Annotated in this window: 27 protein-coding genes; 7 read left to right on the plus strand and 20 right to left on the minus strand. The window is 42.0% G+C overall.

The window, feature by feature from the left end:
* Positions 1-707 precede the first annotated feature (707 nt).
* The 4 genes from ACFX4L_RS06355 (at position 708) to ACFX4L_RS06370 (ending at position 3,570) form a co-directional block, all read left to right on the plus strand.
* Positions 708-920 (plus strand): hypothetical protein, encoded by a 213-nt coding sequence (locus tag ACFX4L_RS06355; RefSeq protein ID WP_377404243.1) that lies wholly within the window; start codon positions 708-710, stop codon positions 918-920.
* 528 nt (positions 921-1,448) lie between these two features.
* Positions 1,449-1,862: a hypothetical protein gene (locus ACFX4L_RS06360; protein WP_377404246.1), complete on the plus strand. Its 414-nt coding sequence runs from the start codon at positions 1,449-1,451 to the stop codon at positions 1,860-1,862.
* A 6-nt stretch (positions 1,863-1,868) separates the two neighbouring features.
* Positions 1,869-2,393 carry a hypothetical protein gene (locus ACFX4L_RS06365; protein WP_377404249.1) on the plus strand — a complete coding sequence of 175 codons (525 nt, stop codon included), beginning with the start codon at positions 1,869-1,871 and terminating at the stop codon, positions 2,391-2,393.
* Positions 2,394-3,300: 907 nt separating this feature from the next.
* The gene (locus tag ACFX4L_RS06370) at positions 3,301-3,570 is read left to right on the plus strand and encodes a tyrosine-type recombinase/integrase (protein WP_377404397.1); all 270 of its coding nucleotides are present in this window, start codon (positions 3,301-3,303) and stop codon (positions 3,568-3,570) included.
* On the opposite strand, the gene udk is transcribed toward ACFX4L_RS06370, so the two are convergent.
* The 5 genes from udk to mltG all read right to left on the minus strand — a co-directional run bounded on the left by udk (position 3,559) and on the right by mltG (position 8,502).
* Complete coding sequence (gene udk, locus ACFX4L_RS06375) at positions 3,559-4,194, minus strand: uridine kinase (RefSeq protein WP_061464150.1); 636 nt, start codon at positions 4,192-4,194, stop codon at positions 3,559-3,561. The two genes, ACFX4L_RS06370 and udk, sit on opposite strands and share 12 nt — an antisense overlap.
* A gap of 1 nt (position 4,195) precedes the next feature.
* Positions 4,196-5,467: a peptidase U32 family protein gene (locus tag ACFX4L_RS06380; protein WP_377404252.1), complete on the minus strand. Its 1,272-nt coding sequence runs from the start codon at positions 5,465-5,467 to the stop codon at positions 4,196-4,198.
* A 32-nt stretch (positions 5,468-5,499) separates the two neighbouring features.
* Positions 5,500-6,429 (minus strand): peptidase U32 family protein, encoded by a 930-nt coding sequence (locus ACFX4L_RS06385; protein WP_377404255.1) that lies wholly within the window; start codon positions 6,427-6,429, stop codon positions 5,500-5,502.
* The gene (locus ACFX4L_RS06390; RefSeq protein ID WP_176431778.1) at positions 6,416-7,081 is read right to left on the minus strand and encodes an O-methyltransferase; all 666 of its coding nucleotides are present in this window, start codon (positions 7,079-7,081) and stop codon (positions 6,416-6,418) included. The genes ACFX4L_RS06385 and ACFX4L_RS06390 overlap by 14 nt, the downstream gene beginning before the upstream one ends.
* A gap of 284 nt (positions 7,082-7,365) precedes the next feature.
* A complete protein-coding gene (gene mltG / locus ACFX4L_RS06395) occupies positions 7,366-8,502 on the minus strand; it encodes an endolytic transglycosylase MltG (protein WP_377385432.1) in 1,137 nt (378 codons plus the stop codon).
* Between the two features lie 337 nt (positions 8,503-8,839).
* Between mltG and ACFX4L_RS06400 the strand changes: the two genes are divergently transcribed.
* Positions 8,840-8,995: a hypothetical protein gene (locus ACFX4L_RS06400; protein WP_284470178.1), complete on the plus strand. Its 156-nt coding sequence runs from the start codon at positions 8,840-8,842 to the stop codon at positions 8,993-8,995.
* A 56-nt stretch (positions 8,996-9,051) separates the two neighbouring features.
* On the opposite strand, the gene ACFX4L_RS06405 is transcribed toward ACFX4L_RS06400, so the two are convergent.
* From ACFX4L_RS06405 to cymR, 14 genes are all read right to left on the minus strand, one after another.
* Complete coding sequence (locus tag ACFX4L_RS06405) at positions 9,052-9,342, minus strand: DUF1292 domain-containing protein (RefSeq protein WP_034308630.1); 291 nt, start codon at positions 9,340-9,342, stop codon at positions 9,052-9,054.
* Positions 9,343-9,354: 12 nt separating this feature from the next.
* Complete coding sequence (gene ruvX / locus ACFX4L_RS06410; RefSeq protein WP_061464156.1) at positions 9,355-9,780, minus strand: Holliday junction resolvase RuvX; 426 nt, start codon at positions 9,778-9,780, stop codon at positions 9,355-9,357.
* Positions 9,780-10,049, minus strand: a complete 270-nt coding sequence (locus tag ACFX4L_RS06415; RefSeq protein WP_034311358.1) for an IreB family regulatory phosphoprotein — start codon at positions 10,047-10,049, stop codon at positions 9,780-9,782. Before ACFX4L_RS06415 ends, ruvX begins: the two co-directional genes overlap by 1 nt.
* A gap of 66 nt (positions 10,050-10,115) precedes the next feature.
* Positions 10,116-12,752 carry an alanine--tRNA ligase gene (gene alaS / locus ACFX4L_RS06420; protein ID WP_377385428.1) on the minus strand — a complete coding sequence of 879 codons (2,637 nt, stop codon included), beginning with the start codon at positions 12,750-12,752 and terminating at the stop codon, positions 10,116-10,118.
* A 308-nt stretch (positions 12,753-13,060) separates the two neighbouring features.
* Positions 13,061-14,137, minus strand: a complete 1,077-nt coding sequence (locus tag ACFX4L_RS06425) for an AI-2E family transporter (protein ID WP_377404259.1) — start codon at positions 14,135-14,137, stop codon at positions 13,061-13,063.
* Between the two features lie 227 nt (positions 14,138-14,364).
* Positions 14,365-14,553, minus strand: a complete 189-nt coding sequence (locus ACFX4L_RS06430; protein ID WP_089361771.1) for a hypothetical protein — start codon at positions 14,551-14,553, stop codon at positions 14,365-14,367.
* Positions 14,554-14,569: 16 nt separating this feature from the next.
* Complete coding sequence (locus tag ACFX4L_RS06435) at positions 14,570-15,244, minus strand: PRC-barrel domain-containing protein (protein WP_377404262.1); 675 nt, start codon at positions 15,242-15,244, stop codon at positions 14,570-14,572.
* On the minus strand, positions 15,171-15,941 hold the full coding sequence (locus ACFX4L_RS06440; protein ID WP_377385421.1) for a TPM domain-containing protein: 771 nt from the start codon (positions 15,939-15,941) through the stop codon (positions 15,171-15,173). Before ACFX4L_RS06440 ends, ACFX4L_RS06435 begins: the two co-directional genes overlap by 74 nt.
* Positions 15,941-16,510, minus strand: coding sequence for a LemA family protein (locus ACFX4L_RS06445; protein WP_377404265.1), 570 nt, complete (start codon positions 16,508-16,510; stop codon positions 15,941-15,943). The genes ACFX4L_RS06440 and ACFX4L_RS06445 overlap by 1 nt, the downstream gene beginning before the upstream one ends.
* A 112-nt stretch (positions 16,511-16,622) precedes the next feature.
* Complete coding sequence (gene recD2 / locus ACFX4L_RS06450) at positions 16,623-19,031, minus strand: SF1B family DNA helicase RecD2 (RefSeq protein WP_377404268.1); 2,409 nt, start codon at positions 19,029-19,031, stop codon at positions 16,623-16,625.
* A gap of 36 nt (positions 19,032-19,067) precedes the next feature.
* Positions 19,068-19,733 (minus strand): tetratricopeptide repeat protein, encoded by a 666-nt coding sequence (locus tag ACFX4L_RS06455; RefSeq protein ID WP_061466152.1) that lies wholly within the window; start codon positions 19,731-19,733, stop codon positions 19,068-19,070.
* Between the two features lie 124 nt (positions 19,734-19,857).
* Positions 19,858-20,973: a tRNA 2-thiouridine(34) synthase MnmA gene (gene mnmA, locus ACFX4L_RS06460; protein WP_377404271.1), complete on the minus strand. Its 1,116-nt coding sequence runs from the start codon at positions 20,971-20,973 to the stop codon at positions 19,858-19,860.
* Positions 20,974-21,002: 29 nt separating this feature from the next.
* On the minus strand, positions 21,003-22,148 hold the full coding sequence (locus ACFX4L_RS06465; RefSeq protein WP_377385409.1) for a cysteine desulfurase family protein: 1,146 nt from the start codon (positions 22,146-22,148) through the stop codon (positions 21,003-21,005).
* A 60-nt stretch (positions 22,149-22,208) separates the two neighbouring features.
* Positions 22,209-22,628 carry a cysteine metabolism transcriptional regulator CymR gene (gene cymR / locus ACFX4L_RS06470; protein ID WP_089361582.1) on the minus strand — a complete coding sequence of 140 codons (420 nt, stop codon included), beginning with the start codon at positions 22,626-22,628 and terminating at the stop codon, positions 22,209-22,211.
* A 368-nt stretch (positions 22,629-22,996) separates the two neighbouring features.
* On the opposite strand from cymR, the gene ACFX4L_RS06475 reads away from it, so the two are divergent.
* Both ACFX4L_RS06475 and ACFX4L_RS06480 read left to right on the plus strand, forming a co-directional pair.
* Positions 22,997-23,977: a nuclease-related domain-containing protein gene (locus ACFX4L_RS06475; RefSeq protein ID WP_377404274.1), complete on the plus strand. Its 981-nt coding sequence runs from the start codon at positions 22,997-22,999 to the stop codon at positions 23,975-23,977.
* 187 nt (positions 23,978-24,164) lie between these two features.
* The gene (locus tag ACFX4L_RS06480; protein WP_377404277.1) at positions 24,165-25,436 is read left to right on the plus strand and encodes a replication-associated recombination protein A; all 1,272 of its coding nucleotides are present in this window, start codon (positions 24,165-24,167) and stop codon (positions 25,434-25,436) included.
* A gap of 28 nt (positions 25,437-25,464) precedes the next feature.
* Here ACFX4L_RS06480 and ACFX4L_RS06485 read toward each other — a convergent pair whose 3' ends face one another.
* Positions 25,465-26,112: a DUF2642 domain-containing protein gene (locus tag ACFX4L_RS06485; RefSeq protein ID WP_377385400.1), complete on the minus strand. Its 648-nt coding sequence runs from the start codon at positions 26,110-26,112 to the stop codon at positions 25,465-25,467.
* Between the last annotated feature and the right edge of the window lie 102 nt (positions 26,113-26,214).

Here is a 26,214-nt window from a genome sequence, read left to right on the forward strand (position 1 = left end):
AATAAAAAAGTACGCGCATTGATACTAAGAAACATCCGTTCCTTAGTATATAAACCGACTGCGGTGAGCAGCCGGTTCGTTCTGTATCAAGAATAGAGTATTGCGTTTTCCAACATTTGTCCAGTCTTTCCCAATAAATAAATGGGATTATTTTAAAAAACGGAGGAAAATGGCACATATCATTATTTATGCTATGTTATTACAAAAAAGACTTTTGTTCAAGGATTGTTTGAATTTTTGTCACCATAAGGTCAAACGTTATATGGGATAAGGGGTAGTATTCCATCTAAATCAAGATGCAATACATCAAAGTTTCATGAACACCAATTACCTCTTCTTTTCAGACGATTATAGATATGAATTGATAATCGGTGGGCAATAGGTGGGCAGACCATTCCCCCATATACAAAAGAGCACAGCGTGTATAATTGATGGTTTGCCATGATTCATTATGGTGAACGTTGCTTTTTTATTTCCAAACACGAGACAATATATTAATGAAGAAACGAATCGATGTAATATCCAATCAAGAATCATATAAAAACCTATCACCTTTCACAGAAAGAGAAGTAATGAATAAAGCAGTACGTGCTTACTTATAGAGACACTATACGTGCGTCTTAAGCGCGCGGACGTACAGGATAGACTAATTGGCTTCACTGGAGGTTTTAAAACGCCACAGCTGCAAGCAAATCGGTGTGAGCTACATGTGTAAAAATACAATCGCTTTTAACCTGGGAGTTTCATATAAAACAGGCAAACGTTTAATGAAAAAACTTGAAGACCTCGGCATGATCCGCAAAGTTCCAAAGAAGAGAAACAGGATGCTGACAGCCAATGCCATCATTATTCAACCTTTGAAAGATGAAATGTCCCCCAAGCCCCCTGTGAAAGTGTCCAGCCTTAAAACAAAATATTAAAAAATAAACGTAAAGCCATTGCTCAATTCTCTCATGTGGATAATTCTCGAGAAAATTCTTTATTACACAGCCCATTGGGTTCTAGATGTATTTATAGAACCTGTAAGTTCCTTCTGCGGAAAAGCTGAAACCATACAGGAATTCTGGAAGATTATTAAACAGTGTAATAAGGTATTGATTATCCTGCTAACAAAATAGCATTCACATGTATACAGGGAATAGGAATCGCGATGAAGGTGAAAAGCGGGGTTAACCATGCATGAACTTTAATGGAATTGTGAATAAACTGATGGACAAGTTCGCATTTTGATGTGGATTTCATGGGCCATGAATATAATCACCTTTTTTATACCACCTAATTCACTTTAACCGGCGGGCGTATGTTGTGCTGACAAAAAAGAGATCGATTTTCTAACAGGTCTAATTATTTACCAACATTACTTTTATATTGAACCATTTTATTTACTTTCACATACATTATTTAAGTAATAAGCCCAAAGTCTTTCGGTTAATCAAGGGGGGATTCTAATGAGAAAAAGTTTCAAGCAATACGGTCAAACTCTCCATCTCGTTGGAGGGAATTTAGTATATGTATCTAATATGATTTATCCTATTTATTCGAATGGAATCATTTCTGATTATAATCAATATTGTTTAGATATAAAAAATGCGATAAGTGTAAGTCAAAGCAGTTTACAATCTCTTGAGACCATTTCCCCTCCATATATCTTAGTAACGGAACATGAATTATTAATCAAAACATTCAATGATATATTAGATTGTCTAAATAGTTTAATATCCAGGGTAGAAAATGTTGTACCCACAGATTTAAAAGAAAATGATATTAAAGAGGAAATTTCCAAATTTTTAGTGATTCAGGACTCATTAACTGACATTACAATGTGTTTAATTGAAAAAATAAATTCACAACCAAGAGGGTGAGAAGCTTTGGACCAAAGACCTGAGGAAAATAATATATTGTATTCCTTACCTGCTCATGCTGGGGATAAGATTAGTTTTTTTGGTTCGATGATTGTAAACATAGGAAACATTCTCACTATTTTGGGAATTGCATTAGAGGCCCAAGAAGTTGCACAAATTGAAGAAGAAGTTGAAGAAGTTGAAGAAGGAGTAACTGACAACTCAAAAAATACATCAAAATCAAAATCAAAATCAGAAGCAGAATCTGAGTCTAATGCTGGATTTATATTAGCATTGGTCGGAGCTATAATCGTTACCATTGGAGATTTGGTTGCATCAGGAGGTGTTGCACTTGAAATTGAACAATCCGCTTTAGTAGAGAAACAAGCAGAAAAAGAAGCAAAGGAACAAAGTAGAAAAATAAGAAAAATGGAAAAACAAATCAATTCATTACAGCAGAATATGGAGTCGTTAATTTCAATTACCGAATCCCTAAAAAGAGAAGTGATTTTCTTACAAAACTACGTTTATCCCAATTTTCATCAACAGTAAATCTTGCCTGTATAATCATATTAAAGTCTATGTTGGAGGCAATAATATAACGACATTTCGCAAATTGAATAGGGAGGTTGTTTACACTAGGGGGCACTGCTTTTTTTCATATTGGTTCATTTATTGCAGCGGGAGTAGCCTTTCAATCTATAATAAACTTATAAACTGAGCAGATACCTGTTTTTAATGAATAATTTCCCAATTACTATTCATTTATTCTCCTTTCAAAAAGAAATTTACCTTTCAATCCTTGAACACGAATTAAGAAAAGCTCCCCTCCGGTCTTGTACTATCCTCGAATAATGGACACGTAAAAAAAGTCCCCTTATTATTCGGGTTTTTTCTATATCCTTATAAGAAAGCCTTTATAAACAAAATCCTGAAGTAAGTAAATTTAATTAATGTAATGAAGATATTCGAAGGGACCCTCGTCGATTAATCCACAATATAAGCATAAAAGTGATCAAGAAAAGAGTAGGAAATGTTCAGTGGAAAATTAAATAGTGGAGGCAAAATTACCAAGAGAGAAATACATTGAAACTGGAGAAGGAAATAAAGGGTATTGGGCAAAGGAGAGCTTAAGTTGAAATCAAAAAAAGAATTAACTTTATTTCTTGTATTGGCCTTTTCTGGATTAAGGATTGGTGAGGCTGTTGGTTAAAGTGGGATGATATTGATTTTGAAAGTGCGATTCTTAATGTTAATAAGACATTATTTCATAAAAACGACTTAAGAAATGAGTATATATCAGCTCTAAAACGTAAGATGCCTATTCCGCCACTAGTAATTAAACAATTGAAATCATAAGGATTTTAATTTTATCTTTTCCGATAAACCGGACAAACCTGACCCAGCTCGAATTTCGGGTATCAACTAAATACTATTTAAAAAAGCAGGAGTTCCCAAAATCACTCCACACGGCCTCAGGCACACTCATACGGCCTTATTATTAGAAAACGAAGAAACAGTTCCAGGAATACAATTAAGGGTCGGACACGCATCTATAAAGGCTACATTAAACGTATACGCTCATATAAGTAAAGAGATAAATAAACAAATAAAATCAATTATGCAAGTTAATGATTTTGCAGCCCACATCCTTTACTTGGTGGGCAAAGAGTGGGCTGCTATTCAATTTTCAGGTAATATTTTTGTTAAAACGTTGTTACAGCAATGATGTTTCAAGTATGTCCCTTATTTTTGTCACCATAAGGTCAATCGCCACATGGTTTTGACCGCCTTCTGGAATGATGATATCGGCATAACGCTTCGTCGGTTCTATGAATTGATTATGCATCGGGCGAACGACACTGATGTATTGATCGATGACGGAATCTATGGAACGGCCGCGTTCTTTAATATCACGGGTCATCCGACGGAGTATCCGCAAGTCTGCGTCAGTATCAACATACAGTTTCATATCCATCAGATCCCGGAGGCGCTCATCCTCCAGCACAAGAATCCCTTCAAGGATGATGACATCCTGGGGCTCAACTGTGATGACTTCTTCTGAACGTGTATGGATCGAATAATCATAAACTGGTTTTTCTATCGTTTCATAGCGCAGCAATGCGTTAATGTGATCGATTAACAAATCATTATCAAATGCCAGAGGGTGATCATAATTCGTTTTCAACCGTTCTTCAAAAGGCAAATGACTTTGATCTTTATAGTAATAATCTTGTTCGATCATCAAGATCGAATGTCCTTGAAAGAATTCAAAAATGGAACGGGTAACACTTGTTTTACCTGATCCTGACCCTCCGGTAACTCCGATGACCACTGGTTTTTTCCTTGTCATGTCAATTCTCCTTCCGCATCATATTGTTCACATATACTCGATTATCTACTTGAATGCGGACAATTTGAAGCGGATGGCGAGCTGCCTCCAGCTCCTTACCTGACTCATCCCAGATCGTACCGATTTTTTGAGTGAAGTTTTCGATTTCCGGTCCAAAAAACTCCACTTCATCACCAGGCTTGAAGAAGTTACGTTGCTGCATGGTGGCGATTTGAGTTTCCTCGTTATATTCAAGCACCAATCCCGCGAAGTCGAAGCGAGTCTTTACGGTATGATTCCCGAACATTTGCTGTTTATACCCAGGAATTTCCCCTTCCATGAACGATGATGCCGTCTCACGGTTTGCACACTTATCAAGCTCCTCAAGCCATTCTTTTTTAATCTTGAAATTGTCCGGATCGGCACAATACGCATCAATCACTTTACGATAGACACTGACAACTGTAGCAATATAATGAATGGACTTCATTCTTCCTTCGACTTTCAAGCTATCAATGCCAATTTCAATCATGCCTGGCAAGGATTCAATAAGCTTCAGGTCTTTTGGACTCATTGCGAATGGAGCATCTTCTTTATCGAATAGAGCCTTTTCCCCATCTTGATCCAACTCATATAAATCGTAATCCCAACGGCATGACTGACAGCAGCCGCCACGGTTCGAATCACGCGCCGTCATATGGTTCGAAAGGGTGCAGCGTCCAGAATAGGCAATGCACATGGCCCCGTGAACGAAAGCCTCGATTTCGATATCGACCTTCTCCTTCATTTCACGGATTTCATCAGCACTCGTCTCACGTGCCAAAACAACGCGCTCCAGGCCTTCCTCTTTCCAGTACTGAACAGCCTTCCAGTTCGACAGCGATTGCTGTGTGCTTAAATGGATTCCGACGTTAGGAGCGACCCGTTTACAAGTTTCGATGATTAATGGATCGGCGACGATGATTCCATGAACACCAGCCTCCTGAAGACCTTCCAGGTATTCATCAAGACCATCGATATTTTCATTATGTGCGAAGATATTTGTTGTTACATATACTTTAGCACCATACTTTTTAGCGAATTCGACGCCTTCCTTCATTTCCTCAAACGTGAAGTTGCCTGCATTGGAACGAAGACCATATTCCTGCCCGCCAATGAATACGGCATCCGCGCCGTAATGGACGGCGATTTTTAATTTTTCCAGGTTGCCAGCCGGAGCCAGCAATTCCGGTTTTTTTACAATGACTCTCTTTCCATCAACGATCTTGGAAATTTTATCAGCAATAGCATTCAAGGCTATTCCTCCTCTTTCTCTTACCCTTTTCTTTAATAAACCGATTCTTTAAAGAAGAATCCTGTATCCAACTCACGACTATCCGGCTGAACCGCTTTGACCTTTTCAAATAGTTCCGATTTCATATCATCATAACGGTCAGGGTCATCTGCACATACGTCAATCGCTTCCCGATATAACTTTGTCATCTCGATGGTATATTCCGGTGTTTGTAATAACCCTTCGATTTTCAAGGAATCAATTTCCGCTTCAATCAATTCCTGAAGTTCATCAATCATGCACATATCATTGGGACTCATGATATGTGTACCATTTTCATCTTCATAAATCGGGTATTTATTTTCACGTTCCTTATCATGCAAGAACATATTTCTATGTTCCTTCCGATTTTCCACTTCCAATGCCTTGCCTTGGTATTCAAAGTAATTCCCCAGAAGCGTACGCTTGGATTGGAACATACACGTCATGCCGTGCACTTGCACTTCAATCTCCACTTCGGCATTTTCTTTCATTTCCACTATCTCGTCCAGGCTTATTTCACGGGCAGCCACGGCACGGACAGCACCGCGTTTTCCCCAATAATTACATGTGTACCAGTTCGTTACCGTCATCTCTGTATTCCAGTGCAGGGGCATATCAGGTGCCGCGGCACGGACAGCCATTAAGACTGCCGGATCACCGAATATGATCCGGTCAGCACCATTCTGCTTAAGGAATGTGACATACTCTTCAAGCTCGTCCACTTTTTCATTATGGAAAATGGCGTTCATTGACACGTACACTTTCTTGCCTGCGGCATGTGCAAGCTCAATCGCCTTCTTGACATCCTCACGTTTGAACTCCCCTGCCAGCCTAAGGGCATAACGTTGTTCGCCAATGACGAAGGCGTCTGCTCCTGCATCGATGAGTTCTGTTATATGACTGACACTTGTTGGAGTCACGAGTAATTCAGGTTTTTTCATTTTTGTCACCTCTATGTTTACTTATGGCCACACCATCACCAATCGGCAAAATTACGGTATCGAAATGAGGATGGTCATGTAACCAGATGTTAAAGTCTCTGATTTTTTTGATGAGAGCTCGCTTACGTCTCGTCATTTCCATTTCTTCAATATTTTCGGCAACCAATCCTTTAAATAAAACATTATCCGTAATGATAATGCCAGCATCTGCAAGCATTGGTTCAAATAGTTCAAAGAATCGCTTGTACTGCCCTTTAGCTGCATCAACGAAGATGATATCAAACGGACCATGTTCCATGACTTTCGGTCCCGCTTCAAGGGCATCACCTTCAATGAGGGTAATCCTTTTGGACAGTCCAGCCTTCTCGAAGTTAGTTCTTGCCTGCTCAATACGGGCTTCATTTCGTTCAAGTGTAACGATTTGAGCCTCCGGAAGGGTCTCAGCCATCCTTATGGCCGAATAGCCAATGGCCGAACCTACCTCCAGAATCGCCTTAGGCTGATGAAGCCTTAAAATCTGAAGCAGCACCTCAATACCTTCCGGCTCCATGATCGGCACACTATTTTCAATTGCAAAGTCTTCCAACTCCTTAATCAAACCCGTACGCTCCGGAATTAAGGAATGAAGATATTGTTCTATTTTTCCGTTCAAAACGTTTCCTCCAATTATAAGAAAAACGAAAGCGCTTGGTCAGTACATGAAGAAATTGATCGGTCAAAAAAGATTTCATCTTCAAATGCCTACAATTTTTCACAAGGAGCTGAAACAAGTATGCTTGACGATCTACATTTCCTTATCTTTCAAAATAAAACCCGGCATTCGCCGAGTTACGTCACCGATAAAAATCGGATCTAAAATTCACTTGTACTATTCTATCATAAAAACAAGGGGAAAGTAATATCTCTCCCCCCTCAGTCGCTTTGCCATTTTTTTATTTATTTATTGGAAATATGCTCTGCCTTTTTGTTATTATGGTCATCCAAAGTTTTGGAGTAAAGGACTTCCCCTTCAGGTGTTGCCAAAAAGTATAGGAAATCCGTTTTCTGAGGTTTCAAAACCGCATCAATCGAGGTCTTTCCGGCATTGGCAATCGGTCCTGGCGGCAGCCCCTTGTTCTTATACGTATTATACGGGGACTTCACCTCAAGGTCTTTGTAGTACACCTTACTCTTATGTGAACCTTTTGCATACAGAACGGTCGGATCCGTTTGAAGCGGCATACCTTCCTTCATCCGATTATAAAAGACGGAAGCTATCTTTCCGCGATCAACTTTTGCCGTGGCTTCTTCTTCGACAAGCGAAGCGAAAGTCAGCATCTGGTGTACGGAATAATCGCTTTTGTCCATCTGGGGCTCGTATGCCTGCAATGTCTCTTCCGTTTTCTTCAGCATCTCGGTGACTATGGATTCCAATGTCGGCTTTTTCTCATAAAAGTCATATGTAGCTGGGAAAAGGTACCCTTCAAGTGGATATAAAACCTTTTTATTTTCAATTTCCGACGTCAAGAGCTCCGGAAATTTCTTTTCCATGGACTTAACGAATTTCTTATCATTCAATTCCTTAAAGACCTTTTTCGGATCTTCATCCGTCTTCACTGCAATGATATCGGCAATCTGGATAAGCTGCTTTCCTTCAGGAATCGTTATCTTCAATGCAGCCTCTTTCATGAGTTTCCCGGTTTTGATGCTTGTGACAATATCTTCAATTGGCATGGAAGGTGACAATTTATACTCACCTGCCTGAAAACCGGATTCATTCCGAAATTTAATATAATATTTGAATACGCGTGCGTCCTTGATTATTCCTTGCTCTTCAAGCAGTGTTGAAATTTCGTTCACGGAAGATCCGATTGGGATTTTCACTTTTTTGATGGTGTCATCATCAGGATCGACTGGTTTCATGGCTGAGTTGATATATAAAAAGCCCACAAGACCAACTATCCCAATTAATAAAATAAGCGAAGCTATCGTAATCATGATGATTTTACGTACCAGCTTGGCTTCTCCTTGCCGTTCTAACAATTTCATTCGGATATGTTCCTTTTTAGATAGATTTTTATCTTTTTCATCCATTTTCATTCCCCCTGCAAACTCACACCAACTACAGAATGGTTTCTAGGTGATGCTTTCTTTAATTAAACTTTGCTTCGAACATTATACTAAAATCAACAAATAATTACATGGTTTTTGCAAAACTACATTCATTTCTACTCTATTTATGGCAAAAATGCACTAGTTTTGTCAATATACAGATGTAATTCACCAGGAAAATAGTGACATCTTCTCTCTTTAGCTTAAAAAACGCCCCCAATTTTCCCCCCTGCATGTGTAAGGAATTTTCAGGAAATGACTGGAATACGCATGAAGGAATGCTATTATTAATTATAAGCTGAAGAAGGGTGTGAAGGAGTTGGATAATTCTTATTTTGTAGGGTGGGGGACATTGGCACTCATAAACGCCGGACTTGCTCAAGGTAAAAATAGAACGGCGTTGAATTGGTTCTTGCTATCATTATTTTTGGGTCCGCTCGCTACTTTTATTCTTTTATTAGTAGAGAAAAGATAAATTGCTGGTACATAAATGAAAAAAACCGACCTGATCGAGGTCGGTTATTTCTAATCTTATTCTTCTTCAGCTTCTTCTTGGTCAAGGAATGTATTTAACATTTCTTCGACCAGATCCCATTCTTCTTCGGTTTCGATCGGTGTAAGTTCACCATCTTTATTATCTTCGCTTGGTACGAATGATGAAGCGTGGATTTCAATTTCTTCCTCTTCATCTTCTGCAGACATCGGATAATAAAGTACATAAGATTTGTTGAATTTATCTGAGTCGAATGTGAAAAGGATTTCGCAAAGCTGCTCGTTTCCGTTTTCATCTACTACTGTAATATTGTTTTCGCCGTGTTCCATTTGTATTCCACCTCATATTGAATTTGTTTGTCTGTCCAAGAAACCTTGCAGAATCATGACAGCTGCCATTTTATCAATGACTTTCTTGCGTTTGCTTCGGCTCACGTCCGCCTCAAGAAGGACACGTTCAGCCGCCATAGTTGTCAACCGTTCATCCCAGAGAAACACAGGCAGCTTGAATTTTTTTTCTAATCGTTTGGCGAAATCTTGACTGATCTCGCCTCGCGGTCCAACGGTTCCATTCATATTTTTAGGTAAACCTAGGACAATTTTAGAAATTTCATGCTCTTTTATTATTTCATTGAGACGTTTAAAGCCGAAGTCATTACCAGCTTCGTTAATTTTGATCGTTTCCAATCCTTGTGCAGTCCACCCCATCGCGTCACTCACGGCAACGCCGATGGTTTTTGAACCTAAATCAAGTCCCATTGTGCGCATTAGTATTCCTCTCGATGGTTCTTAAGATACGACTTAACCAATTCTTCGATGATTTCATCGCGTTCAAGCTTACGAATAATGTTTCGAGCATCCATATGGCGCGGGATATAGGCCGGGTCACCAGATAATAGATAACCGACAATCTGGTTGATCGGGTTATAACCTTTTTCCTGAAGTGCAACATACACTTGAGACAATACTTCTTGTACATCTCTTTCGAATGGTTCTTCGGGAAAATTAAATTTCATCGTTTTATCAAAGGAACTCATTAACATGCACCTCTCCTCAGCGTCCAGAATCCACTAATATCTACATTGTACAACACTTTCCATTGATTATGAAATCGATAAGACCCATTCTTCAACAAAATTAAGTGCTGCATCCAATTTTTCTGGGTCTTTTCCGCCGGCTTGGGCCATATCTGGACGTCCGCCACCGCCTCCGCCGCAACGGGAAGCAACTTCTTTGATCAATTTACCTGCATGGAAACCGCGATCGATATAATCCTTCGTAACTCCGGCAATCAAATTGACTTTATCACCTTGAGCCGATCCTAATACGATAATGACAGAATCGAGCTTTTGTTTCAAATCATCCGCCATGGCACGAAGATTATTCATGTCGGTAGCTTGAACCTTTGCCACCAATACTTGAACCCCATTTATGTCTTTTACGTTAGAAACAAGGCTTCCTGCTTCAATATTACTTAATTTTGCAGTCAGGCTTTCATTCTCACGATGAAGATCCTTCACTTCAGCCAAGACCGTTTCAATTCTTGACGGTACATCTTTCAAGTTCGTTTTCAATTTAGCAGCCGCGTCTTTCAAGACACCAATTTGATCAGTCATCAATTTGTATGCTCCTGCACCCGTTACTGCTTCTATCCGGCGAGTTCCCGCACCGATGCCGCTTTCTGAAACGATTTTGAACAAGCCTATTACCGCGGTATTCGGGACGTGAACTCCACCGCAAAGTTCAAGACTATAATCGCCTATTTGCACGACACGGACAATCTTGCCGTATTTTTCGCCGAACAGGGCCATTGCGCCCATCGCTTTGGCTTCTTCAATGTTTTTATAATCAGTGTTCACTTGAAGGCTTTGCCAAATCTTTTCATTTACAATCGTTTCGATCCGCTCAATCTCTTCCGCCGTTATCTGGCCAAAATGAGAGAAATCGAAGCGAAGGCGCTCAGCTTGTACGAGTGAACCTGCCTGATTGACATGTGTACCTAGCACATCTTTCAACGCCTGATGCAGAAGATGTGTCGCTGTATGATTTTTCGTGATATGGATGCGATTTTCATGATTTACCGAAGCAACGATATCGGAACCTGACATTAAAGTGCCGGCAGCCACAGTTACACGGTGCAGATTTTGGCCATTTGGAGCTTTTTGAACATCATGGACATCCAACTTAACGGATTCATTAGCCATCGTTCCTTTATCAGCTATTTGACCCCCGCTTTCCGCGTAGAAAGGAGTCCTGTTCAGTATTACCTGAACTTCCTCACCTTCTTGTGCGTCCGTTACAAGCTCGCCATTTTTAATGATAGCAGAAACTTTGGCTTCGATCGCAACTTGATCATAGCCGACAAACTCACTTTCAACTTTAATATCTCCTAATACCCCGCCTTGGATTTGCATGGAATCAACATCTTGACGCGCTGAACGGGCACGTTCGCGCTGTGCATCCATTTCTTTTTCAAATCCAGCTTGATCGACCGTCATGCCTTCTTCTTCTGCATATTCCTCCGTTAACTCGATCGGGAAACCATATGTGTCATATAAACGGAATGCATCACTGCCCGGAATGGTCGTACCGCCTTTTTCCTTTTCCTTTTTTATGACTTCAGAAAGGATGGACAGTCCATCATTTAGAGTTTCATGGAAGCGTTCCTCTTCATTCTTGATAACTTTTGCAATGAACTCTTTATTCTTGAGGACTTCAGGGTAGAAGTCTTTCATGATTTCGCCAACGACCGTCACAAGCTCGAACATGAATGGACGATTGATGTTGATTTGCTTAGCATAACGAACCGCTCTTCGAAGCAAACGGCGTAATACATAACCGCGCCCTTCATTGGATGGAAGAGCCCCGTCACCTACCGCAAAGGCTACCGTACGAATATGGTCGGCAATGACTTTGAATGCAACATCTTTTTCTGCATCGACACCATATTTCACATCTGAGATTTCTTCGACTGCCCGGATGATTGGCATGAATAAATCCGTATCATAGTTCGTCGCCACATCTTGAACGACGGAAGCCATACGTTCAAGTCCCATGCCCGTATCGATATTTTTCTTTGGAAGAGGTGTATAAGAGCCGTCAGGATTATGGTTGAATTGAGAAAACACAAGATTCCAGACTTCTAGATGACGTTCATTTTCCCCGCCTGGATATAGTTCCGGGTCATTCGGATCATCGCCGTACGCTGGTCCGCGGTCATAGAAAATCTCTGTATTCGGGCCGCTTGGACCCTCACCGATATCCCAGAAGTTTTCTTCCAGACGAATGATTCTTTCAGCAGGAACACCGATTTTTTTATTCCAGAGTTCGAATGCTTCATCATCTTCAGGATGGATTGTCACAGCCAATTTCTCTTTGTCGAACCCAATCCATTTTTCATCCGTCAAAAACTCCCATGCCCATGTGATGGCTTCTTCTTTGAAGTATTCACCAATGGAAAAGTTACCGAGCATTTCGAAAAACGTATGATGACGTGCAGTTTTCCCTACGTTTTCAATATCGTTTGTACGGATTGCCTTCTGTGCATTTGTAATCCTTGGATTTTCAGGAATCACCCGTCCATCAAAATATTTCTTTAAAGTAGCGACACCTGAATTTATCCAAAGCAGTGATGGATCTTCATGAGGAACCAATGACGCACTTGGTTCGATGTTATGGCCTTTTTCACTAAAAAAATCTAAATACATTTGGCGGATTTGAGCACCAGTTAAATACTTCATATATATATCCTCCTTTTAAAATTATGTAATTTTGAGCACACAAAAAACTCCCATCCCCAAAACAGGGACGAGAGTTGACTCGCGGTACCACCCTGATTATGGACGCAGGGAAATCCCATGTCCATCACCTTCATAAAAGCCTTAACGCGGCATGACGGCAGGTATTAGCTGCTCTCAGGACTAGCTTTCTGCTGCTCTTCACCTTGCAGTCCCTTTCAGCCTAGGGGACCCCTCTCTTTTAGATGGACTTCAGCATACTTCATCCTTCAACGAATTATCTTATGTAATGGATTATATTCACAAGACTTTTATTTGTCAACAAGGGACGGCTTCTTTCTAAAGTGAACGCGGGCATGCAGAACAAAAACTTTCAATACTGCCAAAATGGGAATCGAAAGGACCATGCCCGTGATCCCGCCTATTTCACCACCGGCCAATAATGCAAGCATGATGAACAGCGGATGCATATGGAGGCTTTTACCGACTATTAGCGGCGACAGGATATTCCCCTCCAGGAATTGGAGTGCAAGCACGATGACCGCTATGATCAATACCATTTTCACTGACATTGTCGCGGCGATAATCACTGCAGGAATGGCCCCGATTATGGGACCGAAATAGGGAATGACATTCGTTATTCCGATTATCGCCCCCAAAAGCAGCGGATATTGCATTCCGACTATCCAGAAAAGCAGCGAGGAAATTAAACCGATCACGACACAGACGATGATTTGTCCGCGAATATAGCCTCCAAGCGACGCATCCACATCACGAACGAATGCCCGTCCCTGCTTTCGCCATTTTTTCGGTGTCATATACCATGCCATTTTTTTTAATGCCGTGAAATCTTTCAGGATATAAAAAGCAATGAATGGAATCAACGCAATCAGTACGATGAAATCAATCATCTTCATTGCATACTCCATCGCCTTTTCGGGAATACGCTTCAGCCAAGCTTCAAAAAGGATGACACCTTCTTCGAATCTTTCATGAATTCCGAACGGCCAGGCCGCCGTTTGATGATTAAGCTTATCTATCCGGCTCCTGTACTGTTCAACCAGTTCCGGTACGCTTTCCGACAGCTCTCGAACCTGACTGACCATTATTGGAATGCCTTTATAAACAGCAAAACCAGCCCCTCCGAAAAACAGCAAATAGATGATCGTTATCGAAAGCCAGCGACGCATCCCTTTCTCATTTAAATATTCCACTACCGGGTGCAGCAAATAACTGATGAACGCACCAACCAAAAAAGGCAGCAGTACCGTCACACAAACAGTAACGACAGGTCCCCACATGGGCTTAAGTTTCATAAAAATATAGATAACGAAAAATAAGAGCAATAAAAAACCCAGGCGATAAAACCACTTTAGACGAATACTCACAATTAAACACCTCCCGCTCATTTATTCTTCGAAAGGCGGAAGGTTTTCATACATAAAAAAGAGTGCCCTCATTATCAGGACACCCATTCCGATTATAATAATGATTTTAATCTTTTGCGTATTTTCTTCATATTCCGTTTGATCATCTTCGAGTTCATCAAGTCCGAACCCATATTCATTAGATTATTGCGTGAACGTCTAGCCATTGCAAACACCTCTTCCGTTAATTACATACTGAAGCGGCGGTCATTTTCATCAAACAAGTCGTCCAAAGAGCTTAAACTTCCATCTTCCTCGACCTGGTGCGTATTAATGATCCCTTCGGATAAGGTCATTTCAATAAAGCAATTCCAACAATAATATTGATTAACGCCAATCTTCCCAACATCTTTACTGCGGCAATTCGGACATTTCATTTCCAAAATGGACACCTCACTGTTCATAAACTGAAACAATGATGGTATCCTTCCCAAATGCAGGCGGCTGTTTTGATTCTATCACTGTCGACTCCGAGAAAAAACCATCCGTTGTTTCATACGCTATAATCGTGCCCATTTTTTCCCTGAAATATACATCCTGCAGTAAACCAAGCTCCTCACCCATTTCTGAAAAAAGCATGCGTCCCAATAATTCGTCCTTCGTTAAGCACATGGAATCCGCAGGCACTTTCCCTAGGGCTGAATCCTGATGGACGATGAAGATCCCATCTTGACCGAAAGAAGATATTTCGTCCAGTTTTAAATGAAAAGCTCTTTTGAACAATGCCTGTTGATGAATGACCAAGCCTGTCACCTGACCCGATTCAGATATCGATAAATCGTGGACCGTGCCGATTCTTTCTCCTTTGGTTGTAAAAACCGGCATCCCTTTCAATAAAGAAAACGTCCGCAAGGTCATCCCGCCTTTCCGAACATTTTTATTATTTCTTTCATCATGAAAATAGATGTGCTGAAAGGTTTTCCATTGTTGCTCGACCTTACGGATACCCAGAGAGCGGGCATAAAAAAAGACCGGTTTCCCGGTCAGATCCACCTTACCATCCTCTGCTGGAACCTCCGCCGCCGGAACTTCCGCCGCCGCCGTCCCGTGGACCGCTGCCGCCTCCACGGCCACCGCCACCTCCGCGACTGATGAACATCAAGAGGATATTGAGTAATATTTGAAGGAAAAACCCTTTAAAGAACTTGGCATCGATGATGAATACGATGATGACAACGATGATAATGAGAAAAATCTGTAAACCTGATGGCTGAAAAGTTTCAGACTCGGGCTGAACGGATAGATCTTGATGAAACTCGTCACCTAAGTTATATTCTTTCGTGACATCGTTATATACGGCCTTATAGGTTTCAGTAAGGGCAAGGTCGGATTTACCCGCCTTCAGCTCGGGGATAGCCACATTGTCCAAAATCTGTCCCGATCTTATGTCGGTAATGGCACCTTCCAAACCGTACCCCACTTCAATACGGATTTTCCGTTCTTTCTTGGCCAGGACGATGAGGACTCCATTGTTAAGTTCTTTATCACCAAGCTTGAATGACCTAAATGCCTGGACCGAGTACTCCTCAATCTCAGATCCTTCTAACGAATCAACCGTCAAAACGGAAATTTGTGCTTTTGTGGCATCATCCAACCGTTTCCCAAGCTCGATGAGTTCGGATTTTTCCTGATCATCCAGGACTCCGGCAAAGTCCTGGACATATATATCCCCAACTGGTTCAGGAATTTTAGGTTGTGCTGCGACTACGTTTGCTAAACTGAACGTGAGAATGAAAAATAGCGCAAACACAGCGAGTCTTTTCATTATTTATCGCTCCCGAAATCAACCTTTGGCGTTTCTTTTTCTTGATCGGTCACTTCAAAATATGGTTTGGCATCGAACCCGAACGCGCCTGCCATCATATTCTTTGGAAAACGTTTAATCGTCTTATTATAGTTGGTAACTTCATCATTATAGTCTTTCCGTGCTACCGACAAGCGATTTTCCGTCCCCTCCAAACTATCCATGAGACCCTTGAAGTTTTCATTGGCCTTTAGATCCGGGTAGTTCTCGACAACCACCAAAAGACGGCTTAAAGCCCCACTCAATTCTTGGTTCGCATCAATAGCATCTTTAGTCGAATTGGCACCTGCCAACTTCGAGCGTGCATCACTCACCGCTTTAATGGCTTCCGTTTCATGCGAAGCATAACCCTTCACCGTTTCGACAAGATTCGGAATCAAATCCGCTCTGCGTTTTAATTGGTTATCCACCTGTGACCACTTATTGTCTACGTCTTCATTTGCGCTTACAAGACCGTTGTAAGAAGATGCCCCATAAATGACAAGTAAAACGACAACGACTATACCTATTATCCAACCTTTTTTCATCATAATCCCCCCTGCTCTTTCACATTCATATAAGTTATATTCTATATTAGTTCCACCAAAACTATGAATTTCAAACAAAATTTATCAAAATGAAGAACCAAACATTGATCATCAGCTACATAAAATCATAAGGCGTGACATCCTCCATCCCGATCATCGGGTCAGCATTCGTGAAGATTTCAAGATAACTTGCCTCACGCTCTTGCACCTCTCCCTTTTCCACCGGCATATCTTCTTCACTCAAAATCTCCCGCAGCTTTTCACGCAAAGTCGTTTTCCGGCGCATCTCATCATTACGCTCGATCCCTAGACGGAATGCATCTTCTTCACCGCAAAGGATCAAGAAATTTTTACTGCGGGTAATCGCCGTATACAATAAATTACGGCGGAGCATCCGATAATAACTTCTCACTACAGGTAAAATGACAATGGGGAACTCGCTTCCCTGCGACTTATGGATGGAGCAGCAATACGCATGTGTAATCTGGTTCAAGTCCTGTTTCGTGTATGTCACTTCGATTCCCTCGAACGATATGATTACTTTATCGACATGATCGGTATTTTCCTTAGCGAACAATATGGACACGATTTCACCCATATCGCCGTTAAAGACACCCTCCTCTGGCTGGTTCACCAGTTGAAGCACCTTATCTCCCGTTCTGTATATCACGTCTCCGAATTTAATTTCCCGCCGCTTTTCATCCGCATTGCTATTGAACACTTCCTGAAGCATTTTATTCAGTGCATCAATCCCGGCAGGCCCTCTATACATGGGAGCCAGCACCTGTATATCCCTGGCCGTGAACCCCTTCGTCCTCGCATTCGCAACCACTTTCTCGATTACTTGAGCGATTTGCCCGGTCTGGCAGCGAATGAACGATCGATCTTCTTGCTGCTTCGTCACATCATCCGGAAGCTTTCCTTTTTTGATACCATGGGCTAATTCAATGATCGATGAGCCATCAGCTTGACGATAAATATGTTCCAGACTGACAGTAGGCACACAATTCGATGCAAGCAAATCCTTTAAAACCTGCCCAGGGCCAACCGATGGCAGTTGATCTTCATCACCTACCAATATCACTTGGACATTTTCCGGCAAAGCCTTAAACAATTGATTGGCCAGCCATGTATCCACCATGGAAACCTCATCGATGATCACGATCCGGCCATCCAACTGATTATCCTCATCATGGGAAAAGCCTTCACTCCCGTTCCACCCCAGCAAACGGTGGATCGTAACAGCGGGGAGTCCAGTCGATTCGGCCATTCGTTTCGCTGCACGGCCAGTAGGAGCCGCAAGAACGAATGGAAATGGATCGCTTCCCTCTTTTTTATAGTCGTTAATGTCCATGGATACACCATGCAGCTCTGCATATAGCTCAACAATCCCTTTGATTACCGTCGTCTTCCCAGTACCGGGTCCCCCCGTCAAGATCAACATGGGCGACTGCAGGGCTGTTTGTATCGCCTCTTTTTGAGCTGAGGCATAAGAAACATTTAGACGCTCTTCCAGCTTTCCAAGGGCCAGTAAAAATTCCGATTCCGGGAACTGGTCTTCATACTCGGTTTGTGCGAGTAGCCGCTTGATGTTCGTAACAATTCCCTTTTCAGAATAGTAAAGTGAAGGCGGATAAATTCGTTGATCCTCGACAACGATTTTTCCCTCTTCCGTCAATTCGATTATTTCCGAGGAAATGTTCGTGAACTCTATGCGATCCCGTTTATTTTCCTCAAGCAATCGCTTGACCGCTTCCAATAGCTGCTCGGCTTCTATGTAGATATTTCCATCCTGAAGGCATTGTGATTCAAGTGTATACAAGCACGCAGCCTTGATTCGGTCGGGATGGCTGCCGGAAATGCCAAGCTGATGCCCAAGCTCATCCGCCCGTCCAAAACCAATCCCTTCAATATCCTCTACGAGCTTATATGGATTTCCCTGAACCATCGTGATCGTATCCTGTTTATACAATTGATAAATCTTCATCGACAGCTGCGGACCGAAGCCATATTGATTCAGGGCGATCATTACCTGCTCCAGACCTTGATGCTCGACTAATGTATCATAGAGGCCCTTTGCCTTTTCCCCGGATAGCTTCGGGATATCATCAAGTAACGAAGGCTGAGCCAGAATTTTGGAAATTGCCTTTTCCCCTAGTGTATCAACAATGCTCTCGGCTGTTTTTTTCCCAATGCCTTTGAACAGGTCACCGGATAAATAACTGACGATGCCTTCCTTTGATTGGGGCAAATCCTTGCGAAAATGCTCTACATGAAATTGAAGGCCAAAACGCGGATGTTCCTTTATCGCCCCATAAAAAATATAGATCTCATCCTCATGCATCCTTGGAAAGTAACCTGTCACGACAGCTTCCTTCTCTTCATAATTCAGATTCGTTTCATGCACACGAATTCTTACAACCGAGTACATATTTTCTTCATTATGAAAGATCGTCACTAAATGACTTCCTTTCATGAACATTTTCTCTTCTGAAAACAAATCCAATGAATCTTGCTGGCTCAACGCTTCTCCCCACCTTTCCATGCATATGCAGTCTATTTACTCAGCATTCATTTCTTCCATCAGTTTCTTACCGTGTGCAGCAAGCATATGGTCAGGCTGTGCTTCCAAAGCTTTATCAAAATAAGCCATCGCCGCCTGCGCATCCTCACGATACCCGGCAAACGCAACACCTAAATTATAATAAGCATCGGCATGGCCTGGATCCTGTTCCACGACTAAATTCAGTTGATTGATCAATTCATCATATAATTCCGCATTTGCAAGACATAGCGCATATTGGAATCTCGCATCAACGTCCTCAGGGCTCAGCTCCACCGTTCTCTGTAAATAAGGCATCGCCAATTTAGGTTGATCTAACGCCATCAATGTCAATCCAAGCATAAAGTAAGCATCGCTGTTCTCCAGTCCCAAACGAATAGCCTTTTCAAACATATCCTTCGCTTCGATTAATTTAGTATCGGTTTCATAGTATAAGTTTCCTAATGAATAGTAAGCCGCAGCTGCATTTTCATCCAGCTCAATCGCCTTTTTGTAAAACTTGACCGCTTTATCCGTTTCACCCACGGCAGTCAGTACATTCCCAAAATTTATGTAGGCAACAGGCTCATTCGGATTTTCCTCGATCGCCTCATTAAAAACTTTCGCCGCTTCTTCGTATTTTCCTTGCTGCATAAACTCAATTCCTTGTTGATTCTTATCCATGATCATTTCACACTCCATTTTTCATATTAAAAAGTATAGCATAAGCCATCAGTTGAATTCAGAAAACACACCCTTAATCCAAAAGAAGTCCCCAACCGCAAACACAGCTGGGGACATGCTTATTTTACCCTACGTAAGTCAGTTTTTCACCTTTTTTAAATACTTCATCAATCGTACCGCCACCCAGGCACACTTCACCATCATAGAATACGACTGCCTGTCCAGGTGTGATCGCGCGGACTGGCTCGTCAAAGATGACTTCGACATCACCATTTTCCAGAACCTTCACCTTAACACCGCTATCCTCTTGACGGTACCTGAACTTTGCCGTACATGTAAATTCACCCGCAGGTATATGTTCCGCTACCCAGCTGACATTCACTGCTCGAAGGGAATTGGAATACAGCACATCATTATCAAAGCCTTGACACACATATAAAACATTGCGCTTCAAGTCTTTTCCCGCAACAAACCAAGGTTCGCCGCTGCCGCCAATCCCTAGACCGTGACGCTGACCGATCGTGTAATACATCAATCCGTCATGCTTGCCCATGACCTTTCCATCCATCGTGACCATATCACCGGGCTGTGCTGGCAGGTAATTGCTTAAAAACTCTTTGAAATTGCGTTCACCGATAAAACAGATGCCTGTTGAATCTTTTTTCGCTGCCGTAGCAAGACCCGCTTCTTTCGCAATCTCACGGACTTCCTTCTTATCAATGTGCCCAAGCGGAAACATGACTTTTTCCAATTGTTCTTGAGTAAGCTGGTTCAAGAAGTAGGTTTGATCCTTATTATTATCAATACCGCGAAGCATCTTGTATTCGCCATCCCGGTATTCAACCTGTGCGTAATGGCCTGTAGCCACATAATCAGCACCAAGGCTTACCGCATGTTCTAAAAATGCCTTGAACTTGATTTCCTTATTGCACATTACATCCGGATTCGGGGTGCGGCCCGCTTTATACTCATCCAAGAAATAAGTGAATACTTTATCCCAATATTGCTTTTCGAAATTGACCGCATAATAAGGGATGCCGATTTGATTACAAACGGCAATTACATCATTGTAATCTTCCGTTGCCGTACAGACTCCATTTTCATCTGTATCATCCCAGTTCTTCATGAATATCCCGACCACATCATAGCCTTGATTCTTCAATAGCAGGGCTGAAACAGAAGAATCCACGCCTCCTGACATACCCACGACGACGCGGGTATCTTGTGGTGCTTTATTCATTCTGTCACCTCATTTATTTAAAGAAGGAATTATCTTCCAACTAATCTTTTTACGATTTTCACGGTGGTTTCAGCAGCATGCCTGACTTCCTCTTCCGTGTTGTTCAAACCGAAGCTGAAACGAATCGAATTCTTCGTCCGCTCCGAATCTTTCCCGAACATCGCCACAAGCACATGCGACGGATCGATTGACCCTGCTGTACAAGCGGATCCGCTCGATACCGCAACACCTGCCAAGTCCATATTAACGAGCATCGATTCCACATTCGTACCCGGGAAACTAACATTCAGCACATGTGGCAGCGACTGTTCCATTGATCCGTTAATTTCATATTGTACATCCGCTCCATCAAGGACGGCAAGCAATACGTCTTTAAATTGCTTGTATTGCTCCGTTTTCTTTTCCATCATGCTTTGTGCAATTAAAACAGCTTCTGAAAAACCGGCAATGGCCGGCACACTCTCCGTACCCGCTCGGCGTTTTCGTTCTTGTTCCCCGCCATATAAATGCGGATTCAGCTTCAAGCCTTCACGTATATAAAGAAAGCCGATTCCTTTGGGACCGTTGATTTTATGCGCTGTTACACTCAGCAAATCCACACCCAATTCACGAACATCGATAGAGATCAAACCATATGCCTGAACGGCGTCCGTGTGGAAAATGGCTTGATGACCTTTAAGTAATTGTCCAATTTCAGCAATCGGCTGGATCGTTCCGACCTCATTATTGCCGAACATGACCGAAACCAAAATCGTATCGTCCCGCAATGCCGCCTTTAAATCGGCAATGGAAATAAGCCCCGCTTCATTCACAGGTAAATATGTGATTTCAAAGCCAGACTTCTCAAGGAATTGGCATGTATGCAAAACCGCATGATGCTCGATCTCCGTCGTTATGATGTGCTTTCCTTTTTCTTCATAAGCATTCGCAACACCAATGATCGCCGTATTATCCGCCTCGGTTCCACCGCTCGTGAAAATGATTTCATTCCGCCCGGCACCGATGCTTTTTGCAATACTCGAACGCGCCTCATCTAAAACATGGCGAGCCTCCCGCCCGAAAGCATGAATGCTCGACGGATTACCAAAGTCATGGCTCATGACTGTCATCATTCTATCGATCACATTCGGATGCATCGGTGAAGTCGCAGCATGATCTAAATATATTCTGTCCACTTTATTGTCGCCTCCATTAAAAAACGCAAGCGCCCACATAATAGGCGCATTGCTGATCACTTAAATATAGTACATATAAGAGTTGATTTCACCCGTATCCTTATAGTTCGCCAAATCCATAAGCGTCGTATTATCCAATACATCCTTCACAGCATCGCGGATCCGGATCCAAAGCTGGCGCTTCACCGGCTCTTCATCCTCAATTCCTTCAACAGGGGTAATCGGCCCTTCCAATACGCGAATGACATCACCCGAAGTAATCTCCTGAGGATCTTTAGACAAGACATACCCGCCATACGCACCACGGACACTCTTCACCAACCCTGCATTACGTAGCGGCGCAATCAACTGCTCCAAATAATGCTCCGACAGATTATGCGTCTGGGCAATCGATTTCAAACTTTTCGGGCCTTCTCCATAGTGTTTAGCAAGCTCGATCATAATCGTTAAACCATAACGGCCTTTAGTAGATATCTTCATACATATACACCTCAAATTATTTATCCGTTTCTAAATTCTTTTGAAATTATAGCATATTCCCGCCAGAAATGCATTCAACCTCCCTCCATTTGTCAAATTATCCTAATTGGAGAGGTAGGGAATATATTGTTAAAAGACGGATTATCCAGTGCCAAGGACGAATTAACTTACGCCAAGGACGAATTATATCTATCAAGGACGAATTGTCTTACGCCAAGAACGAATTATCCCGCATTTTGGCCGAATTAACTTCTTTGTAAGACAACGTACATTTTTTAAGTTCTGTTCTTTGACACATTTACTTTTACTAAAAATACAGGAAACCTATCATTAATAGAGAATATTTCTATTAATAAGGAGTGGTTACTATGATGATGAAAGAATGTGAGATACCTTTAAAAGTATATATGATAGAAGCTCTAATGAGACGCTTACCACCTGATCATGCTAAGCAACCGATATTAAACTCAGACATCAAAAAAATCAAAGCTGGATATAGTGGGGAATATAGAGTCTTATCCTCTCTAAATGCCCTTCCTGAAAAAGAGTATCTAGTTTTTCATGACCTCCGTCTAATTGGATCACCCTTCCCCTTCCAAATCGACATCCTTATTCTCACTTCTTATTTTCTATTAATTATTGAAGTGAAAAACATGGCTGGTGAAATCTATTTCGACAACACATTCAATCAACTTATCCGTACAAATCCAGATGGAAAAACAGAAGCTTTTGATGATCCAATTCTGCAAGTGAACCGGCAGCGCCAACAGCTAGTTGAATGGTTGAAATTAAAAAAAATCATCAATCTCCCAGTAGAAACATTAGTCGTCAGCGCCAATTCATCAACGATAATACGAGCTGAGAACAGAGATATTCATAGAAAAGTGATACGTAAAGATAGTATTCTTATAAAAATTGCAGAATTCAAAGAAAAATATAAAAAGAAAATCCTTTCAACTAAAAATATGAAAAGAATATCTACTATATTGCTCGACGAACATACACCTTATATCCCAAATCTTTTGGAAAGTTATGGAATCTCTCTTACCGCCCTTCAAACCGGAGTATACTGCCATAAATGTTATGCATTTTCTATGGAGAGACGATTAAGAAAGTGGATTTGCCGTACATGCTTGCATTCTTCCCATGATGCCCACATCTCCGCTCTTCAGGATTATGTATTCCTCGTTAAACCTACCATTACCAACAGCGAATTCCGGCAATTCCTCCAACTCAAATCTCCATCAAGTGCAAAAAAGTTATTAACTTCATTAAAAATACATCATTCCGGCAACACCAAAGGAAGAGTTTACTTTTTACGTTCGATTATTGAGGATAGGACGAATTAATTGGTGTGAAGGACGAATTATTTTCCTGAAGGACGAATTAATTGGTGTGAAGGACGAATTATTTTCCTGAAGGACGAATTAGCTGCCTGAAGGGCGCATTAAATACTAATTCAACTGCATTCACAGCATAATCAGCGCATTTTCCCCATAAGTTGTGATACCTTTATATTAAAAGGAGAGGTGCGCAATGAATATTAAACCGCTTGCTTTCCGGATGCGGCCTCGATCGATTGATGAGATCATCGGGCAGGAGCATCTGGTCGGTGAAGGGAAAATTATCGCAAGGATGGTGAAGGCTAAGCAGCTTTCTTCCATGATTCTGTATGGTCCGCCGGGAATTGGCAAGACATCGATTGCAAGTGCGATTGCCGGAAGCACGAAGTTTGCCTTCCGGACGCTGAATGCGGTGACCAATAATAAAAAGGATATGGAAATCGTGGCAGCCGAGGCTAAGATGTCCGGTAAAGTGATTCTGCTGCTTGATGAGGTACATCGACTCGATAAGGCAAAACAGGATTTTCTATTGCCATACCTTGAAAACGGGATGATTACCTTGATCGGTGCAACGACCAGCAATCCCTATCATGCAATCAATCCGGCTATCCGAAGCCGGTGCCAGATTTTCGAGCTCAAATCCTTGGAAACCAATAATATAACTACAGCTCTGGAACGGGCACTTCATGATGAAGAGCGGGGACTTGGTGCGTATGAAACGGATGTCAGCCTTGATGCCCTTACCCATTTAGCGACTGCTTCAAACGGAGATGTCCGCAGTGCCCTTAACGCTCTTGAGCTCGCCGTCATTTCCACTGAACCCGATGAGTCCGGAACGATTCATATAGATCTGCAAATTGCCGAAGAATGCATGCAGAAAAAAAGCTTCTCACATGATAAGGATGGAGATGCCCATTATGATGTTCTGTCGGCTTTCCAAAAATCAATTCGCGGAAGTGATGTGAATGCAGCCCTTCATTATTTGGGGCGCTTGGTCGAAGCCGGCGATCTTGTCAGCATTGCCCGCCGCATGGTGGTCATTGCCTATGAAGATATAGGTCTTGCCAATCCTCAGGCTGGTCCTAGGGCCCTTGCTGCAGTCGAAGCCGCTGAAAGGCTCGGTTTTCCTGAAGCCCGGATTCCACTTGCCAACTCAGTGGTCGAGTTATGCCTGTCACCTAAATCGAACACGGCCATTGTCGCAATTGATGCAGCGCTTTCCGACATTCGCAGCGGCCATAGCGGAGATGTACCGGACCATCTTAAGGATGCCCATTACAAAGGAGCCACAGATCTCGGACGCGGCATCGGTTACCTTTATCCGCATGACTACGAGAATGGCTGGGTGAAGCAGCAATACTTACCGGATAAACTGCGCAGCAAAAAATATTACAAACCGAAAAAGAGCGGGAAATTTGAACAAGCCCTGGCATCGGTCTATGAAAATATCGAGAAAAAGAAATAACTCCGGATCGCTTTAGACTCGGAGTTTTTTATTGTGGGAAATGAAAGCTTTTGACATGTCTCATATTGACAATGACCGCCTCCCCATGTGCATTCACCATCTCAATGATGCCATCTTTCACCGTACTGACCTTACCAATATTCTTCGGATGCATACCTAAGTCGAGCACCACCAGTTTATTGGTCAGCCTTTTCATCTGTTCCTCCAATGTCCTGGCCCAGCTTAAAGATGAGACCTGTGCCAGTTGCTCTGATTTATTCAAACCGTAAGGGCCTTTTTCATCATTTGTAACCGAAAGCCACTTCAAATGATCCATCGAGATGAACATCGTTTTAAATACGGGCGAATAAAAGACGAAATAGTTATTCATGATTCCCACGATATAGCCATGAACCGAGTGTTTTTTCGTGAGCAGGATTTCAACGAACCTCCCCTTCGCATTCATCAACAATTTTCGGAACGATGTCTCTTCGATCTCCGGCTCTCCTCCCGACCCAAACTCCTCTTCGATCATTGGAAAGGAAAAATTCTTAATGTGCCTGAATGGAATGTAACGGTACACTTTTCCAGTATACAAGACGATGATGTCCGAGCTTGCTTCAATTAAAATCCCCGCTTCATGTATATTCCCTGCAAGCTCAAGTTCCATATACTGACCTATATGTTTTGATAACAAGCGTTGCTTCCTCCTTTCTATTGAAATCAATCAAACCAAACAGTATGCTTTGTTCCAACTTGAAACCAGGTTACCTGTCATAATGGTTGCTTGGCCACTTTT

This window comes from Peribacillus sp. YIM B13482, from assembly GCF_042787975.1.
In the GTDB taxonomy this organism is placed as follows: Bacteria; Bacillota; Bacilli; order Bacillales; family DSM-1321; genus Peribacillus; species Peribacillus simplex_A.

What these genes read in the sequence shown, in the direction of transcription:
- ACFX4L_RS06355 (WP_377404243.1), top strand. Translation starts at nt 708, where the DNA reads ATGTGTAAAAATACAATCGCTTTTAACCTGGGAGTTTCATATAAAACA.
- ACFX4L_RS06360 (WP_377404246.1), top strand. Translation starts at nt 1,449, where the DNA reads ATGAGAAAAAGTTTCAAGCAATACGGTCAAACTCTCCATCTCGTTGGA.
- udk (WP_061464150.1), bottom strand. Translation starts at nt 4,194, where the DNA reads ATGACAAGGAAAAAACCAGTGGTCATCGGAGTTACCGGAGGGTCAGGA.
- ACFX4L_RS06385 (WP_377404255.1), bottom strand. Translation starts at nt 6,429, where the DNA reads ATGAAAAAACCTGAATTACTCGTGACTCCAACAAGTGTCAGTCATATA.
- mltG (WP_377385432.1), bottom strand. Translation starts at nt 8,502, where the DNA reads ATGGATGAAAAAGATAAAAATCTATCTAAAAAGGAACATATCCGAATG.
- ACFX4L_RS06405 (WP_034308630.1), bottom strand. Translation starts at nt 9,342, where the DNA reads ATGGAACACGGCGAAAACAATATTACAGTAGTAGATGAAAACGGAAAC.
- ruvX (WP_061464156.1), bottom strand. Translation starts at nt 9,780, where the DNA reads ATGCGCACAATGGGACTTGATTTAGGTTCAAAAACCATCGGCGTTGCC.
- ACFX4L_RS06415 (WP_034311358.1), bottom strand. Translation starts at nt 10,049, where the DNA reads ATGAGTTCCTTTGATAAAACGATGAAATTTAATTTTCCCGAAGAACCA.
- alaS (WP_377385428.1), bottom strand. Translation starts at nt 12,752, where the DNA reads ATGAAGTATTTAACTGGTGCTCAAATCCGCCAAATGTATTTAGATTTT.
- ACFX4L_RS06430 (WP_089361771.1), bottom strand. Translation starts at nt 14,553, where the DNA reads ATGAAATGTCCGAATTGCCGCAGTAAAGATGTTGGGAAGATTGGCGTT.
- ACFX4L_RS06440 (WP_377385421.1), bottom strand. Translation starts at nt 15,941, where the DNA reads ATGAAAAGACTCGCTGTGTTTGCGCTATTTTTCATTCTCACGTTCAGT.
- ACFX4L_RS06445 (WP_377404265.1), bottom strand. Translation starts at nt 16,510, where the DNA reads ATGATGAAAAAAGGTTGGATAATAGGTATAGTCGTTGTCGTTTTACTT.
- ACFX4L_RS06455 (WP_061466152.1), bottom strand. Translation starts at nt 19,733, where the DNA reads ATGGATAAGAATCAACAAGGAATTGAGTTTATGCAGCAAGGAAAATAC.
- mnmA (WP_377404271.1), bottom strand. Translation starts at nt 20,973, where the DNA reads ATGAATAAAGCACCACAAGATACCCGCGTCGTCGTGGGTATGTCAGGA.
- cymR (WP_089361582.1), bottom strand. Translation starts at nt 22,628, where the DNA reads ATGAAGATATCTACTAAAGGCCGTTATGGTTTAACGATTATGATCGAG.
- ACFX4L_RS06475 (WP_377404274.1), top strand. Translation starts at nt 22,997, where the DNA reads ATGATGATGAAAGAATGTGAGATACCTTTAAAAGTATATATGATAGAA.
- ACFX4L_RS06480 (WP_377404277.1), top strand. Translation starts at nt 24,165, where the DNA reads ATGAATATTAAACCGCTTGCTTTCCGGATGCGGCCTCGATCGATTGAT.